The following is a 12,821-nucleotide window of genomic DNA, read 5'->3' as shown; positions in this document are numbered from 1 at the left end:
TGGTCCTATTTCTTTTAGGGACTTATTTCACAGCCCCTTCTCTGTCAGTTTATTTTATCTCTAATTCATCCATCGTTGTTTCCGCATTCATTGCAAAAAGTACACCTCCGAGGAATCCCGGGAAAACAATCGCATATCCTGCAAATATGATCAGCCAGGATATTCCTTTTAACGCCACCAGACTGACAACTCCCCAAAGTGCTGCACCTATAACCCCACACAATAATGCATTCGTCAGCAGAAACCATCCTGTCATACTCTTTTTTCCATATTTTTTATTCTTCCAGAAATCCCACAGCTTTCTCATTTTACATCTTCCTTTCCAAATTCCTTACCTTTAACAGAATCTTAACAAAGGTATGTAAAATCCAAAGGATCTGCCATGTAAAATCTATGTAAGAATTTTAAATCACCTGATGCTTCAGCCACTTTCTGCTATGAAATCTCCACGAAAAAATAATCCCACGGAGTGTCCAGTCTGAAAACATTCCGATCCACACGCCCATCGCTCCGACACCAACTACCCGGATCATAAATACGCTGAGGCAAAAACGGCACAGCCACATCGTCGTGCAAGATGTGAGCATTGAAAATTTCACATCCCCGGCTGCGCGCATACCATAGCCCGGGATAAATGCCATAATCCATACCAATGGCTTTACAATCGTGATCCACATCGTCATATGGATACACATATCCGCACTTTCTTTTTCCATACCACCAAGGATCGTGATCGGTTTTGTCAGTACAAATACACTCAGACAGCTGATGATCAGAATCACTTCCGCAATCATACAAAGCTTTTTGATATAGTAAACCGCTTCATCTTTTCTGCCAGCCCCAATACACTGTCCAACAATCGTCATCAACCCAACGCCAACTCCGATTGCTGCAATTCCATTCAGATTTTCCAGAATACTCGTCATTGCCTGTGCCGCGATTGCCACTGTGCCGAGCGTTGATACGGAGGACTGAATTGCAAGCTTTCCAAGCTGGAACATACTGTTCTCTACCCCTGACGGGATACCGATACTTAGAATTCTCCGGATCATCCGGAAGTCTGGACGGATTTTCAGATAATCACGCACCACGATCGGCTGCCTGTCCTGACGCAGCTGGGCCAGAACTACAACTGCACAGAAAACACGTGAAATCAGAGTTGCAAGTGCTGCCCCTGCAACACCCATATGAAATCCCCAGATCAGCATTGCATTTCCTGCAATGTTCATCACATTGGATATCATGGAAATGAGCATCGGACCTTTCGTATTATCCTGTGCCCTGAAAATCGATGCTGCCGAATCATAAGCTGCGATAAACGGAAAGGACAGTGCCGTGTAAAAGAAATAAATTTCCGACGCACGCATGACCTCCGCCTCCACTGATCCAAAGATCAGACGCAGCATCGGCTTTTGGAAAACAAGACAAATCAGGCTGATCACAACCGAAATTGCCGTAATAATAAACAGCACCTGCCTTGCGGATTCATTTGCCCGCTTCACATTCTTCTGTCCGATATACTGTGCACAGACGATCGCGCCTCCTGCCGCCAGCGCAGAAAACGCCTGGATCACCAGCACATTGATCGAATCCACCAGCGATACTGCTGAAATCGCCGCAGATCCCACATTGCTTACCATCATTGTGTCCGCTGTTCCCATGATGGAGTTCAGAAGCTGTTCCAGAACGACCGGTATTAGAAGATTTGCAATCATTTTATTTGTGAACATATGCTTTTGTTCCATTTTCTTTTAACTCCCTTTTTCCTCTGCTTCTCTCTTACTTCATTCCTGATTTCAAATAATTTCAAAAAAATCCCTTTGCTATTATGGTCTTCTTAAACCCAGAATGCAAGTATTTTTTGCCCTGATGCGTTTAACAGACGGCTTTCTTTCTATCTCACATAGTTTTCAAACCCAAATGAGACAGAAACCGTTTTTTTCATACATACTTTCTACCTATCAGCACATACTTATCTTATCCTGCCGGCAGTTTTTAAGATTTTCACTTTTTTCTGCCTGTGTCATATCAGATAAGGAGGTCCCCATGAAAAAAGAAAAACATTCTGATATTTCATCCCGCAAAAAATCCAATCAGAAGATCATCGATTCCTACGATTATCTGTCTAATGCAGCATCTGCGCAGGACTGCACCGGTCTGATCCCTGTCGGTCCCACAAACAGAGCTGAGCTGGAATCCTACGAAGAAGTCTATCATTATCGACCGCTGAAAATTGATCCGGAGAAATGTGAGTGATTTCTATCAACCAAATAAGGAACGGTTTCGCTCTTTTTGTCCGAAACCGTTCCTTATATTTACGCTGGTAACTACTACTATAACATGAAAAAGCATAGAACATCCTTTGTCTCATTTTCTCCAAAAATCATCCCGGTAAATTTCTGGTATCCTGCCTTTTTCGCCATCTCCAAAGAAACCCGCAGGCGCTCAATTTCCCGGCTGCGCAGCTTTTCAAAATGTTCGATCGTATCTTTTCCTTCATAGCAATAGCCCTTTGTTCCAACCAGGGCATATTCGCCATAAAAATAAAAATTATTCTGGAAAAATTCCAGACGTTCGGAAAACATTTCCTTCATTTGCACCAAGATAAACGGTAATCTTCATCTTCTATTCCTCATCAAAATCTACTTCAAATACGCCTTCCGGTGTCTTCATGGTCAGGATTCCAAGATTAAAATCATCATCCTGAATCGTGATATGATATTCAAACACGACATCATCATCAAATTTGGAAAGTAAAATATATTCTCCATTTTCCTTTCCTTCAATCTGATCACAGATATCATCGTATACATCCTCTCCGGAAATCAGTCTCGGATATCCGGATGATTTGATTTTCTTTTCAATTGCTTCATATAATTCGTTCATGCTTTCTCTCTCTTTCTTTTTTTCATTTTATGTTGTTCTTTTTACAAGAATCTGATCTTACATCTCGTCCCGAAATCGCACATTTTAATTTATGCTGATTTCAGCATAACATACCCGCTCTATATTTTCTACTTTGACCAGGTCAGTTCTTCCTTCCCGGTATAATCAAATTTACCATCGTTTTTCTCTTCCAGCGCCTTGATCATATGATAGGTGTATTCATTATACGGCATCGGGATTCCAAGCTCTTTTCCCATCCGAACAAGCGCGCCGGAGAACATATCGATTTCCGTGTGGCATCCGGCATCCAGATCCTGCAAGGTGGAATATCTGGCTGACGGTGGAACCGCACTTCCACGTCCGGACGAGCTTTCGGTCTTGCTCATATCGATTCCTTTTGCCTGTGCGACTGCTTCCAGCTCTCTTTTTAATCCGTCACTGATTGCTTTCATGTGCACGCTGTCACGGTAACATCCAACGCCTGCTCCCAGAATCGCCTGCGGCAGATTACTGCACACATTCAGGCAGAACTTGCACCAGATCTCTTCCTGAATATACTCTGTGGAGCGGAAATGAATCCCGGTATCTGCAAATAACTCTTCCACTGCTTTCACCCGCTCGCTGTCGAACGGTGCGGACGGTTCTCCGAAAATGATTCCAAGTGTGGTCGGTGGATCAAAATGATAACCGTCTTCCTCTTTATGTGAAGCCACTTTGATCAGTGCCGGTAACACATGCTCCATTCCCACTGTTCTGCCAATGATCTCTTCGCTGTCAATACCGTTCATCAGACTCATGATCGCCGTATGCTCGCCTGTTGCTTTTTGTATACTCTCCAAAGCACCTTCCAGTGAACCGTATTTCAAAGCAACCACCATCAGATCCACGTCATGTGCCTCATCCGGAGTCCACACTTCCGGATGGTAAGTCTTGCCATTGATCGCACATCCGTTCTTTTTCAGACGTTCTGCTCTTTCTCCTTCAGCGATCACTCCAAGCCGGATATCTGATTTTTCAGAAAGACCCCAGATCACATAAGAGCCTACTGCTCCCGCACCTAAAACTGCAACTGATTTTATCTTCATCTTCTCTCACCTCGTAAATTTTCTATTTTTCAACCTTTCGGAGTACCCTTGCCGGATTGCCGACGATTCCCGTCTTTTTCAATAAAATTCCAAGAACCATGACAAACGCCAGAGATGCTGCACGTAAAAGTACCGCTGCCATTTTGTTGTCCTCCTGATGTATGTTATTTTCTCTTTATCCCCGCATCGGTGTCCTAACTTCAATCAGATTGCCGTCCAGATCATAAAAACGGATCACTTTCTGTCCCCAGCTGTACGTCATCAGCCTGGTGACATATTTGGTTTCCGGATACAGTTTTTCTAATTTTTCAGTAAATGCTTCAATATTCCGCTCTTCAAAATAAAGTTCACAGGAATTATTCTCCGGGACAACTTCTTTTCCTGTAACATCCTTCCAGACTTTTTCGTCCTGTAAAACAAGTCCTTCTGTCAGAATAACGTTTCCATCATTGTCCAGAATGATATCCAGACCAAACAGATCATGATAGAATTTCTTTGATTTTTCAATGTCTTTTACGACAATCAGGATATTCCTTAATCTCATCTTCTCCTCCACAACCTGATTTTTTTACTCTATCAGTTTTTTCTGATCTTCCTGGTAAAAAATAGGCTTTTCCTATTCAACTCCCTTTCCCAGTGGCGCACCGCCATGGAGGATATCTTCCATCCTATGCACACGACGTTATCCGGATTGCACGGGATTTATTCGACACCTCCAGTGCAAATGGGTTAGCTTTCCTGGAATAGCTACCGCAAATACTTCTGTGTCTTTTCCATTACGTTTTTCAGGATATCAATGTTTTGTAAAATATTTTCTTTTTCCAATGAATGATTGGCATCCTCATACACATAAATCGGAACTGCCTGATTCTTTGAACATGCAATTACTTTTTTTACATCGCTCCACGGATCCGCAGTTCCAATAAATGCAATTGCATCATCATGTTCAAACATAAAAGTCTGTTCAAGCGGGGTATACAAAATCTGGCAGCATTTTATCTTATATTTCTCAGCATAAGCGGATGCAATAATGGTTCCTACGCTTTTGGAAATAAATAAAACTTCACTGTACTCGTCAAATGCGATTTCTTCAAGCTTCTTTTCTGCCTGCGCATACAAGCACTCAAATGCCTCTTGCATTTTCTTTTTATCGCCGCGTATATTTTTGCCATTATAGGAATACTCCTGCATGACTATCTTTTCATATCCATATTCCTGAACCAGTTTTCTTGCATAGTACAAAAGTGGCTTATCACAATGATAACCAATGCCTGGGAAAAATACTGCTATTTTCATGGCATCCTCCTGATTTATCTTTTATTTCCATATTTATCAAAATTTTTCCTGAGTGCAATCTCCGTCGGTATGATCGAACCCACCAGTGGAATCATCTGAAATACACACAGAATTCCACCGACATTTCCTATGGCATCATTAGACTTTCCCATAACCAGAAGTAACACAATTAAAGATACCACCAAAAGAATAAGTCCACAGATATACCAGATCTTTCCGCAATAATGATGTGCAAATACCCAGGTGTCCTGATTCTTCATTGACATTGATGTTCTGTAACCAAACACATAATTGATCTGATCCGGTGCTTTTTTCAAAAACATTTTTCCGAAACCGATCATTGTAAACGGAATCAGTAAATCCATTATAAGCATAAAAATCCAGAATCCCATAACCGCACCTCCATTATTTTATCAGTTTTTCTCAAATACACACACCAAATGTCTTATGTTTCAGTTTACTCTCTTGGGACAAATTAATCAACAAACCGTTTTCGGTTCTTGTGCATTTTGTGGTAAAAAAGAAACTGGAAATTTGTGCAAATGCTGGTGAATTCGGTTCTCTATACAAATCAATTTTTAAGGCAGGACTCGCTCCTTTCGGACTTGCTCTGACTCCTAATATTTCACTGGTGATCATCAACCTGATATTGCAGGGCGTAGGTGATGGAAGTCAGCCACTTATGAGCAAATATTATGGTGAAAAAAGGACAAATGACTTAACCGAAGCGAAACATATGGCTTATACTTTTGCTATTATTTATCTGCCATATTACTCGGATAAATTATATGATAAAATAAGGGACTTTTAGTTGCAGGTTGTTCTGGAGTTTCAAAATCTTCAGCGGAGAACGATTGGCTATCAGATAAAAACACCAATTTCACATTTTTTGCATATCTTAAATGAGAATGTTATACCACCCAGGAGGACTTATGAAAAAAAATTTTATATCCTTACTTTTTGTTTCTGCTATAACTGTCGGCCTTTTATCAGCCTGCAGCTCTGCACCTGCCGATGATAATGCCACGAATCCTAAAGCTGAAACCGTCACTTCCCAAGCCAGTCATGACACCAATTCTTCTCCTGTCTCTGTGACACTGAACGAAGTCGCCCATTCTATCTTCTATGCCCCGCAATACGTTGCGATTGAAAATGGGTATTTTGCGGATGAAGGAATTAATTTGACTCTTGTTACTGGTTTTGGGGTAGTTTAGTTAGTACAAGACAATATTTATTATTTTACCCGTAACTTCTGTCCTACATAGATCACATTCGGATTGCTGATTCCATTCAGCTGCGCAACCTTCTGGTAGGACGTGCCGTATTCAGCTGCAATACCGGAAAGCGTATCTCCAGACTGGACAGTGTAATACTGTGCGGATGAAGCACCTGACTTACCGTTCACGATATTCTGAATCGTATTGTAGTCATATCCGGCAGCTGAAAGACGATTCTTTCTGTCGTTTCCGTTGCCCCACTTACCGGCAAGAACTTCCTGTGCGATCTGCTCATTTGATTTTCTGGCAAACGCAGCGTTGATCTTGTTCTGGACTTCTGTGTAACGACTACCGAGAACAACCTTTCTTGTGTCACCGTTACCATATTTACCAGCTTTCACTTCGTTCACCAGTGTATCTACGGATGCAGAATAGATATGGTCGATGAAGCTCTGCACTTCCGTATACCGTGTTCCGAGGGCGTTCTTGCGGTTGTCACCATCACCGTACTTGCCCTGCATGACTCCAACAACCAGATCGAGCGTGGATCCGCCCGGAGTATTCACTGTCGGTTTCGGTGTTTCTGCCGGTTTGGTTGTGTTTCCTTTTCCGGCATACTTGTTCCATGCGTCCTTGTCGCCGTAGAATTTATCCAGATCGAGATTACCGCCCCATCCATTCAATCTACCACAAGAGCTATACTGCCGGATAACACAAGTATAAGCTCCCTCATTCCACGGCTTATCCTGATAGCCTGTGGCGTTCATGTCTGCGTACTGTGCAATCCAGAGTCCATAGTTTCCGATATTGTTGAATTTATAGGCTACAGACTGCGAACAATACAAAAGAGGTCTTACGCCTGTTTTCTGGTATACATAGTCAAGCCAGCTCTTGCACCATGCAAAATCCGAGCTACCGAATGCCGGGTTGCTCTTCCCCTCCCAGTCAAGACAGAGAATTGCTTCGCCTACACGTTTTCCGATTCTATCAAGGAAGTAATCTGCTTCTTTCTGGTAATCTCCACCATTCGCATAATGGTAGATACCGAGACACTTTCCGGCGTTCTTAGCCTGTGCGTAAGCTCTTGTGAAATCTGGATTCACGTAGCCTGTTCCCTCTGTTGCCTTTACGATCACAAAATCGCACGGGACCACACTGAGGTCAATTCCTGCCTGGTAACTTGCAATATCAATTCCATTCATTGCCATAATGTTTCTCCTTTCAAAAAGAGGGCGACTATTCGCTCTCTGAATCATTATCTACTTTCACCTGATCTTCCACCTGCGATCGGATGTGTTTCACAAGCGGCTGCATAAATGCCGGGATATTCACTCCCATGTCCTGAATATTTTCTAAAATACTGATAATCTCATTGCAGATCAGCCACATTGCCACGACACACGCCACCAGAAATGTAACCGGTGACTTCCAACCAATTGAAGTTGATGCATATAGAAGCATTTCATCTATTATTGCTCCTACAACAACCAGCAGCCACATAGATACCTTTTTGAAAATTCCTCTGATGCTTTTATAGGAATTGATATCCTGTGCTCTGTATTTGCTTGCCATAAGTCCGGTAGCATAATCAATCAGATTACATGCCACCAGCAGGATCACCGGCACTGCAAGCACTCCAAGAAGCGCCGACAGGAAAGCAAATACTGCCGTAAAAATTGCTTTGATATAGTTTGCCTGTTCCACTTTCATATTCCTCATTCTTTCTTTATGATTTTACCGGCTTTGCTGTTCCGGTATAAGATATCGGATAATCGTATGGATAGTCATACGGATAATCAACCGTTTCCTGGATCTGTACAGAAATCGTAAATTTTTCCCCGGTCGCAACCGTATTTTTACTTAATTTCACATCTGTAATTTTAAGCATTAAACCACCTCTACTTCTATCCTTGCCTTCCTGATCGAATCCGCAACCGCATACGTTACTTCCAGTACGTGTGTTCCTTTTTCTTTCGGAGCAATCTTGCAGTCAAGATAATGATCATTGATATCACACTCTCCTTGCACCACGATGTCTGTGTAACGTGCCAGCTCATAAGATGCTGTCAGAATCGTAAATGGCTCATCGTTAGGACTTCGCACCAATAGCTTAACGTGCTTGTCTTCGCCCAGGATAAATTTAATTTTGTTCACAACAACACCCCCTTCCATGTATCGGATAAATTACCTCCACAAAGAGCGGATCTGGCTCTGCGATAACTTGATACTGCTCCGGAACTGCCTCTACAGCATAGTCTTTCGGAATAACTGTAACCTTACAGTCTTCCGGAACAATTTCCACCATATAATCAAGTGGAACAAGTCTTACGCATAGAGTAGCCGGATCAACAATCAACAGCATCTTCGTGCAGTATGCAATATTGCCTGCATCATTTTCTGCCGTCAGCTCCACCACATACATTCCATCTAAATCATAAGGGACCGTGGCATTCCACCGGTCCCCTTCAGCTCTTTCAAATATTACTTCTTTTCCGTCTATCTTACCGCTTACCTTTACTATCATAGGCTCACCGCCTAGTCTGTAATTTCAACAGCGATAATGAATGTCTTTCCACAGTCTACTGGGTTCGGAGTAAGAGTGATTGACTTAATCACCGGAGCTGACGTATCGACAGTAACCTTACGTGTGACTGTAGTAGTCTTTCCGGCTTTGTCTTTCGCCACGATCGTGATGGTATTTGCACCCTCAACAAGAGTCACTTCTTTCGTAAATGTTCCATCCGTTCCAACTGTTACGGTTGCTCCATTTACCGTTACCGTCACTGGCTTAGATGTAACATCATCCGTTTTACCGGTTATCGTCACTGTCTTCTTATTGGTTACAAGGTCATTTGATGGAGCCGTGATCTGCAGTGTCGGAGGCACTGTATCAACTGTAAATGTTGCTGTCTTAGCTGCAGCTGCATTACCATCGTTGTCGGATGCCTTGACCGAAATCGTATGCGATCCATCTTTTAACGTCGGTGATGTGCATGTGCACTTATATCCACCGTCAATAGCAGTCTTTGTTACCGTCGATACGGCTGTACCATCAACTGTGACTGCGATTGTTCCTGCATTAACCCCTGAATCCGCATCTTTTACCTGGAATTCGATTGTCGGAGTTGTATTTGTGATATACGCTCCTGCAGACGGTGCCGTGATCGTAATAGTCGGTGCTGTCTTTTCTTTTACGCGAAGTTTAAGTGGTGCGCCGAGAGTAACATGACTCTGATCCACCGTGGTAGTATTGCCGGCCGCATCTGTAGCCTTTACTGTTCCGCCAAGAACATGATCCGGCTGATTGTAACTCGACTTACTTGGAGCTGTAACCGTAGCTTCCCATTTCCCGGAGGTCGAATTATAGGTCAGATTGTATGCCTGACCATTAAATATATATTGAGCTGTTTTTACTGCCATCTACGCTTCACCTCTACTGCTTGTCTTCTGTTACCAGATCTTCTGCTCCGGAATCAATCAGGACCTCTTTTACCTTGTCCTTTAAAAGTCTCGGTACCTGTGAATAAGTTTTCTTTCCTAACATAATCTGCTGTGCCCATAACATTGCCATCATTTCTTTTCCTCCTGAAATTTGTAATAATATGAATAAAAATAAAATGGTTAATACAATTATCGTTTTACTGATATACCGTTTCAGACATTTCCAAAATGCATCCTTCGAGCATTTCATTTTTCTCCTCCGCTTTTTCGACTCTTGACTGCAGGTCTGTATTTTTCTCTTCTGCCTCTTTAAGTCTTGCCTCCAAAGCTGCTATCCGGCTGTCCGGATCTTCTCCTTCCCGGTACATTAACACACCAAGAATGCCGGCCGTGTACTTCACGATTGCATCGAGCTTCGTGTAATTTTCATACACAACGGTATCTGCATCCCGTTCGCTCACAGACATTCTCTTAGTTGTTGTCTGATCAGAGAATAAAGTCTTCAGCTGATCCTCGGATGCTGAAATGGTCTTGATCAGAAGTGCGCCATCCGTCTGCTCAGTGACCTGCTGGATCTGCAGTTCCTGACCATCATTGAATGTGATTTTCATTTTTCTGTTTGCCCCTTTCTTCTTTTTAGAGGGATTCTGAATTAAATAGCAAATTAAAAAATGCAGAGACAACGATGAACAATAATTTAAAAAGTTTATTGTCTGTAAAGCAAGTAACTGTAACAAATAATATAAATGTTGGTGCAGGAAAGGATTTTGAAAAATACATTAAGGCACCTTCTTTAACTGGCTATACGCCCATTGGTGTAGTCGGCTATGATCTGGTTGGGAATTGGGATGTATGGATCAATGTTTCCTCATGCTATTACAATAGTGCAAGCAATTTGATTTACACAAAAGGACATAATTTTGGAACTGGTGCATGTAACGCATTGTTAAATGCATTCGTTTTATACAAAAAGAACTAAATTATTTCCATTTTCCGATTATAAGCATATTGCCTTGTGAATAACACATTCCCTTTTTTACCGAATAAGCTGTAAGTTTATATCCAGTTGTGCTTACTTCATTGACTCCCATCCAGTATAGTTCATTTGTAGTTCCAGGAGATACTATAATCAATGGAGCTTCCTTGAATGTGAATGGAAAATCTACAGCTTTGCTAGAAGCAAAATATAATCCATACCAACTTACACTAACGTCAGTATTCCATGTGTATTTACGCCATACAACTGCATCTCCATTAGAATATTTTATGTAGTTGTATCCGTTCTTTTCTCCTCGTTCTACGATAGAAATCAGTTTATTGTTTATGGCTGCAATACTATCGTTTGATTTTGCCAATTTGCTACTTAGTTCAGAATCCCTCCTTTGACTGGTTGATAAAGTTACATATATAAAAGCGCATAGCAAAAACACCCGACCAATGCCGAGTGTAAATAAATAAGTTTATTTACTTATGCACTTAAATATTTAAAGTGATGATACCGTACACCTTCCTGATTCACTGTACAATATCGCATGGTTGTCTCTGACTTTGCGTGTCCCGCAAATATCATAGCCTCCTGCAGAGGCATTCCGCGGTTCAATGCATTTGTCAGAGCCGTCCTCCGGAATCGATGCGGATGCGCATTTTCTACGCCCGCCTTCTCTCCAATCCGCCGGATGATATCCTCAATTCCTGTTTTCGTCAGCCGGCTATTCGGTTTCTTGCTTCCGACAAATAGCGCCGGATCATTGTCTTTTCTGCTTTCCAGATATTCTTTCAGGTACATGTTGGTTCGTTCATTGATGTACACCGTCCTTTCTTTCGCTCCTTTTCCATATACAATCAGCTCTTTATTCGCATACCGGATATCTTCCCTGTTAATCTCTGAAAGCTCCGATACTCTGACTGCTGTGCTATATAGGAATTCTAGTAACGCTTTATCCCGAAGACTGCTGCATTTACGCAGCATCCGCTCCCGTTCTTCATCAGTATATGGTTTCCGGATCTTCTTTTCTACTTTGATAGATTCCACCAGCACCATCGGATTTCTCCGAATCCGGTCACGATCTCGCAGCCATCCGAAAAAGCTACTATACACCGCCCGGACGTTCTTTAGTGTCTGGTTTGCTACCTTGCGGATCATTTTATAAGCCCGCATGAATCCAGAGATATCTCCTGAATCTATGTTCTTCACCGGCTTATTGATATAGGTCAGTAACCGAACCAGTTCATACCGATATTGCTTCACTGTCTTTGATGCTTTTCCTTCCAGTGCTTTACTCATCAGAAACTCTTCCAGATCCACTTCCCAGCTCCTGTCTACAACCTGCAGGTCCGTTTCCTGGATTACTCTGCATCCGGTAAATGTCATCTGTAACACTTCTTTCAGCTCACGTAGTTGCATTTCATCTAAAACCGGTTGCATTCTTCGCAATACATCCATTATTTTCGCTTCCATACATTGCTCCTTTTTGCTTTCAGTATATCAACTGGCGTACTGAATTAAGTAGCAAATTAGTAAATATAAATTCCAAAATAACAACCACGAATGCGAATTTAGCCAAAACTAACACTGTTTTAGAAAACAGAAAACCAATAATCGTTGATTCAACTGCGCAAGGAACAGTAAATTGGGATACCAATAGCTTTTTGAAAGCTGGCATTACATATGCCTTTATCGTTACAGTTTCCTCCAATATCAGCAGTGAAAGCTATAAACAGGAAATCTCTTGTGCATTAAACAATGTAAATATGGGAAATAACGGAAACTATTACAAATTAGTTTCTACTTTTGCAGGAAAATGTAGCAAAGGCGATAAGCTTCATATTACTTCGTATAAAAATGGAGGCACATGGGCAATGTCATTAAGTTAATTTAAAAATTAAAAAAAGCAGA

Annotated in this window: 22 protein-coding genes; 4 read left to right on the top strand and 18 right to left on the bottom strand. The window is 41.9% G+C overall.

Features of this window, described 5'->3' with window-relative positions:
* Nucleotides 1-49: 49 nt before the first annotated feature.
* Nucleotides 50-307 carry a hypothetical protein gene (locus PG766_RS16355; protein ID WP_055249282.1) on the bottom strand — a complete coding sequence of 86 codons (258 nt, stop codon included), beginning with the start codon at nucleotides 305-307 and terminating at the stop codon, nucleotides 50-52.
* A gap of 97 nt (nucleotides 308-404) precedes the next feature.
* The gene (locus PG766_RS16350) at nucleotides 405-1,745 is read right to left on the bottom strand and encodes an MATE family efflux transporter (protein WP_117823754.1); all 1,341 of its coding nucleotides are present in this window, start codon (nucleotides 1,743-1,745) and stop codon (nucleotides 405-407) included.
* Nucleotides 1,746-2,046: 301 nt separating this feature from the next.
* On the opposite strand from PG766_RS16350, the gene PG766_RS16345 reads away from it, so the two are divergent.
* On the top strand, nucleotides 2,047-2,256 hold the full coding sequence (locus PG766_RS16345) for a hypothetical protein (protein WP_118199350.1): 210 nt from the start codon (nucleotides 2,047-2,049) through the stop codon (nucleotides 2,254-2,256).
* 77 nt (nucleotides 2,257-2,333) lie between these two features.
* Here PG766_RS16345 and PG766_RS16340 read toward each other — a convergent pair whose 3' ends face one another.
* The 6 genes from PG766_RS16340 to PG766_RS16315 all read right to left on the bottom strand — a co-directional run bounded on the left by PG766_RS16340 (nucleotide 2,334) and on the right by PG766_RS16315 (nucleotide 5,659).
* A complete protein-coding gene (locus tag PG766_RS16340; protein WP_243014499.1) occupies nucleotides 2,334-2,594 on the bottom strand; it encodes a hypothetical protein in 261 nt (86 codons plus the stop codon).
* A 31-nt stretch (nucleotides 2,595-2,625) separates the two neighbouring features.
* Nucleotides 2,626-2,886 (bottom strand): hypothetical protein, encoded by a 261-nt coding sequence (locus PG766_RS16335; protein ID WP_008369481.1) that lies wholly within the window; start codon nucleotides 2,884-2,886, stop codon nucleotides 2,626-2,628.
* A gap of 128 nt (nucleotides 2,887-3,014) precedes the next feature.
* Nucleotides 3,015-3,971 carry a ketopantoate reductase family protein gene (locus PG766_RS16330; protein WP_117558891.1) on the bottom strand — a complete coding sequence of 319 codons (957 nt, stop codon included), beginning with the start codon at nucleotides 3,969-3,971 and terminating at the stop codon, nucleotides 3,015-3,017.
* A gap of 175 nt (nucleotides 3,972-4,146) precedes the next feature.
* Nucleotides 4,147-4,515, bottom strand: a complete 369-nt coding sequence (locus PG766_RS16325; protein ID WP_055262281.1) for a VOC family protein — start codon at nucleotides 4,513-4,515, stop codon at nucleotides 4,147-4,149.
* A gap of 203 nt (nucleotides 4,516-4,718) precedes the next feature.
* Nucleotides 4,719-5,267, bottom strand: coding sequence for an alpha/beta family hydrolase (locus tag PG766_RS16320; protein ID WP_055249293.1), 549 nt, complete (start codon nucleotides 5,265-5,267; stop codon nucleotides 4,719-4,721).
* Nucleotides 5,268-5,281: 14 nt separating this feature from the next.
* Nucleotides 5,282-5,659 (bottom strand): SdpI family protein, encoded by a 378-nt coding sequence (locus PG766_RS16315; RefSeq protein WP_117558887.1) that lies wholly within the window; start codon nucleotides 5,657-5,659, stop codon nucleotides 5,282-5,284.
* A gap of 119 nt (nucleotides 5,660-5,778) precedes the next feature.
* Here PG766_RS16315 and PG766_RS16310 point away from each other — a divergent pair, with 119 nt between their 5' ends.
* Both PG766_RS16310 and PG766_RS16305 read left to right on the top strand, forming a co-directional pair.
* Nucleotides 5,779-6,078, top strand: coding sequence for a hypothetical protein (locus PG766_RS16310; RefSeq protein WP_243014500.1), 300 nt, complete (start codon nucleotides 5,779-5,781; stop codon nucleotides 6,076-6,078).
* Between the two features lie 121 nt (nucleotides 6,079-6,199).
* A complete protein-coding gene (locus PG766_RS16305) occupies nucleotides 6,200-6,481 on the top strand; it encodes an ABC transporter substrate-binding protein (protein ID WP_243014501.1) in 282 nt (93 codons plus the stop codon).
* A 20-nt stretch (nucleotides 6,482-6,501) separates the two neighbouring features.
* Here PG766_RS16305 and PG766_RS16300 read toward each other — a convergent pair whose 3' ends face one another.
* The 8 genes from PG766_RS16300 to PG766_RS16265 all read right to left on the bottom strand — a co-directional run bounded on the left by PG766_RS16300 (nucleotide 6,502) and on the right by PG766_RS16265 (nucleotide 10,536).
* Nucleotides 6,502-7,692: a GH25 family lysozyme gene (locus tag PG766_RS16300; protein WP_270591338.1), complete on the bottom strand. Its 1,191-nt coding sequence runs from the start codon at nucleotides 7,690-7,692 to the stop codon at nucleotides 6,502-6,504.
* A 28-nt stretch (nucleotides 7,693-7,720) separates the two neighbouring features.
* Nucleotides 7,721-8,194 (bottom strand): phage holin family protein, encoded by a 474-nt coding sequence (locus PG766_RS16295; RefSeq protein ID WP_270591336.1) that lies wholly within the window; start codon nucleotides 8,192-8,194, stop codon nucleotides 7,721-7,723.
* Between the two features lie 16 nt (nucleotides 8,195-8,210).
* A complete protein-coding gene (locus PG766_RS16290) occupies nucleotides 8,211-8,372 on the bottom strand; it encodes a hypothetical protein (protein ID WP_182451032.1) in 162 nt (53 codons plus the stop codon).
* Complete coding sequence (locus tag PG766_RS16285) at nucleotides 8,372-8,638, bottom strand: hypothetical protein (RefSeq protein WP_270591332.1); 267 nt, start codon at nucleotides 8,636-8,638, stop codon at nucleotides 8,372-8,374. Before PG766_RS16285 ends, PG766_RS16290 begins: the two co-directional genes overlap by 1 nt.
* Nucleotides 8,625-9,008 carry a PF13754 domain-containing protein gene (locus PG766_RS16280; RefSeq protein ID WP_270591330.1) on the bottom strand — a complete coding sequence of 128 codons (384 nt, stop codon included), beginning with the start codon at nucleotides 9,006-9,008 and terminating at the stop codon, nucleotides 8,625-8,627. Before PG766_RS16280 ends, PG766_RS16285 begins: the two co-directional genes overlap by 14 nt.
* Before the next feature lie 11 nt (nucleotides 9,009-9,019).
* Complete coding sequence (locus tag PG766_RS16275; RefSeq protein WP_270591329.1) at nucleotides 9,020-9,904, bottom strand: Ig-like domain-containing protein; 885 nt, start codon at nucleotides 9,902-9,904, stop codon at nucleotides 9,020-9,022.
* Between the two features lie 13 nt (nucleotides 9,905-9,917).
* Nucleotides 9,918-10,058, bottom strand: a complete 141-nt coding sequence (locus tag PG766_RS16270) for a CD1375 family protein (protein ID WP_172676495.1) — start codon at nucleotides 10,056-10,058, stop codon at nucleotides 9,918-9,920.
* A 64-nt stretch (nucleotides 10,059-10,122) separates the two neighbouring features.
* The gene (locus PG766_RS16265; RefSeq protein WP_270591327.1) at nucleotides 10,123-10,536 is read right to left on the bottom strand and encodes a hypothetical protein; all 414 of its coding nucleotides are present in this window, start codon (nucleotides 10,534-10,536) and stop codon (nucleotides 10,123-10,125) included.
* A gap of 74 nt (nucleotides 10,537-10,610) precedes the next feature.
* Here PG766_RS16265 and PG766_RS16260 point away from each other — a divergent pair, with 74 nt between their 5' ends.
* A complete protein-coding gene (locus PG766_RS16260) occupies nucleotides 10,611-10,904 on the top strand; it encodes a hypothetical protein (protein WP_117835804.1) in 294 nt (97 codons plus the stop codon).
* A 1-nt stretch (nucleotide 10,905) separates the two neighbouring features.
* Here the strand turns inward: PG766_RS16260 and PG766_RS16255 are convergent, their stop codons facing one another.
* The gene (locus PG766_RS16255; protein WP_118199361.1) at nucleotides 10,906-11,280 is read right to left on the bottom strand and encodes a hypothetical protein; all 375 of its coding nucleotides are present in this window, start codon (nucleotides 11,278-11,280) and stop codon (nucleotides 10,906-10,908) included.
* Nucleotides 11,281-11,393: 113 nt separating this feature from the next.
* Nucleotides 11,394-12,383: a tyrosine-type recombinase/integrase gene (locus PG766_RS16250; protein WP_118199360.1), complete on the bottom strand. Its 990-nt coding sequence runs from the start codon at nucleotides 12,381-12,383 to the stop codon at nucleotides 11,394-11,396.
* Nucleotides 12,384-12,821 lie beyond the last annotated feature (438 nt).

The organism is Coprococcus sp. LG101-27 (assembly GCF_027695515.1).
In the GTDB taxonomy this organism is placed as follows: Bacteria; Bacillota; Clostridia; order Lachnospirales; family Lachnospiraceae; genus Allocoprococcus; species Allocoprococcus comes.
Note: the sequence above shows the minus strand (reverse complement) of the source record. Positions and strands in the feature narration are given on the sequence as shown.

Excerpts from the sequence above, each read along its gene's own strand:
- PG766_RS16280 (WP_270591330.1), bottom strand. The coding sequence starts at position 9,008 with ATGATAGTAAAGGTAAGCGGTAAGATAGACGGAAAAGAAGTAATATTT.
- PG766_RS16315 (WP_117558887.1), bottom strand. The coding sequence starts at position 5,659 with ATGGGATTCTGGATTTTTATGCTTATAATGGATTTACTGATTCCGTTT.
- PG766_RS16260 (WP_117835804.1), top strand. The coding sequence starts at position 10,611 with ATGAACAATAATTTAAAAAGTTTATTGTCTGTAAAGCAAGTAACTGTA.
- PG766_RS16340 (WP_243014499.1), bottom strand. The coding sequence starts at position 2,594 with ATGAAGGAAATGTTTTCCGAACGTCTGGAATTTTTCCAGAATAATTTT.
- PG766_RS16345 (WP_118199350.1), top strand. The coding sequence starts at position 2,047 with ATGAAAAAAGAAAAACATTCTGATATTTCATCCCGCAAAAAATCCAAT.
- PG766_RS16300 (WP_270591338.1), bottom strand. The coding sequence starts at position 7,692 with ATGGCAATGAATGGAATTGATATTGCAAGTTACCAGGCAGGAATTGAC.
- PG766_RS16305 (WP_243014501.1), top strand. The coding sequence starts at position 6,200 with ATGAAAAAAAATTTTATATCCTTACTTTTTGTTTCTGCTATAACTGTC.
- PG766_RS16325 (WP_055262281.1), bottom strand. The coding sequence starts at position 4,515 with ATGAGATTAAGGAATATCCTGATTGTCGTAAAAGACATTGAAAAATCA.
- PG766_RS16295 (WP_270591336.1), bottom strand. The coding sequence starts at position 8,194 with ATGAAAGTGGAACAGGCAAACTATATCAAAGCAATTTTTACGGCAGTA.
- PG766_RS16355 (WP_055249282.1), bottom strand. The coding sequence starts at position 307 with ATGAGAAAGCTGTGGGATTTCTGGAAGAATAAAAAATATGGAAAAAAG.
- PG766_RS16275 (WP_270591329.1), bottom strand. The coding sequence starts at position 9,904 with ATGGCAGTAAAAACAGCTCAATATATATTTAATGGTCAGGCATACAAT.
- PG766_RS16270 (WP_172676495.1), bottom strand. The coding sequence starts at position 10,058 with ATGATGGCAATGTTATGGGCACAGCAGATTATGTTAGGAAAGAAAACT.
- PG766_RS16335 (WP_008369481.1), bottom strand. The coding sequence starts at position 2,886 with ATGAACGAATTATATGAAGCAATTGAAAAGAAAATCAAATCATCCGGA.
- PG766_RS16320 (WP_055249293.1), bottom strand. The coding sequence starts at position 5,267 with ATGAAAATAGCAGTATTTTTCCCAGGCATTGGTTATCATTGTGATAAG.
- PG766_RS16265 (WP_270591327.1), bottom strand. The coding sequence starts at position 10,536 with ATGAAAATCACATTCAATGATGGTCAGGAACTGCAGATCCAGCAGGTC.
- PG766_RS16330 (WP_117558891.1), bottom strand. The coding sequence starts at position 3,971 with ATGAAGATAAAATCAGTTGCAGTTTTAGGTGCGGGAGCAGTAGGCTCT.
- PG766_RS16350 (WP_117823754.1), bottom strand. The coding sequence starts at position 1,745 with ATGGAACAAAAGCATATGTTCACAAATAAAATGATTGCAAATCTTCTA.
- PG766_RS16250 (WP_118199360.1), bottom strand. The coding sequence starts at position 12,383 with ATGGAAGCGAAAATAATGGATGTATTGCGAAGAATGCAACCGGTTTTA.
- PG766_RS16290 (WP_182451032.1), bottom strand. The coding sequence starts at position 8,372 with ATGCTTAAAATTACAGATGTGAAATTAAGTAAAAATACGGTTGCGACC.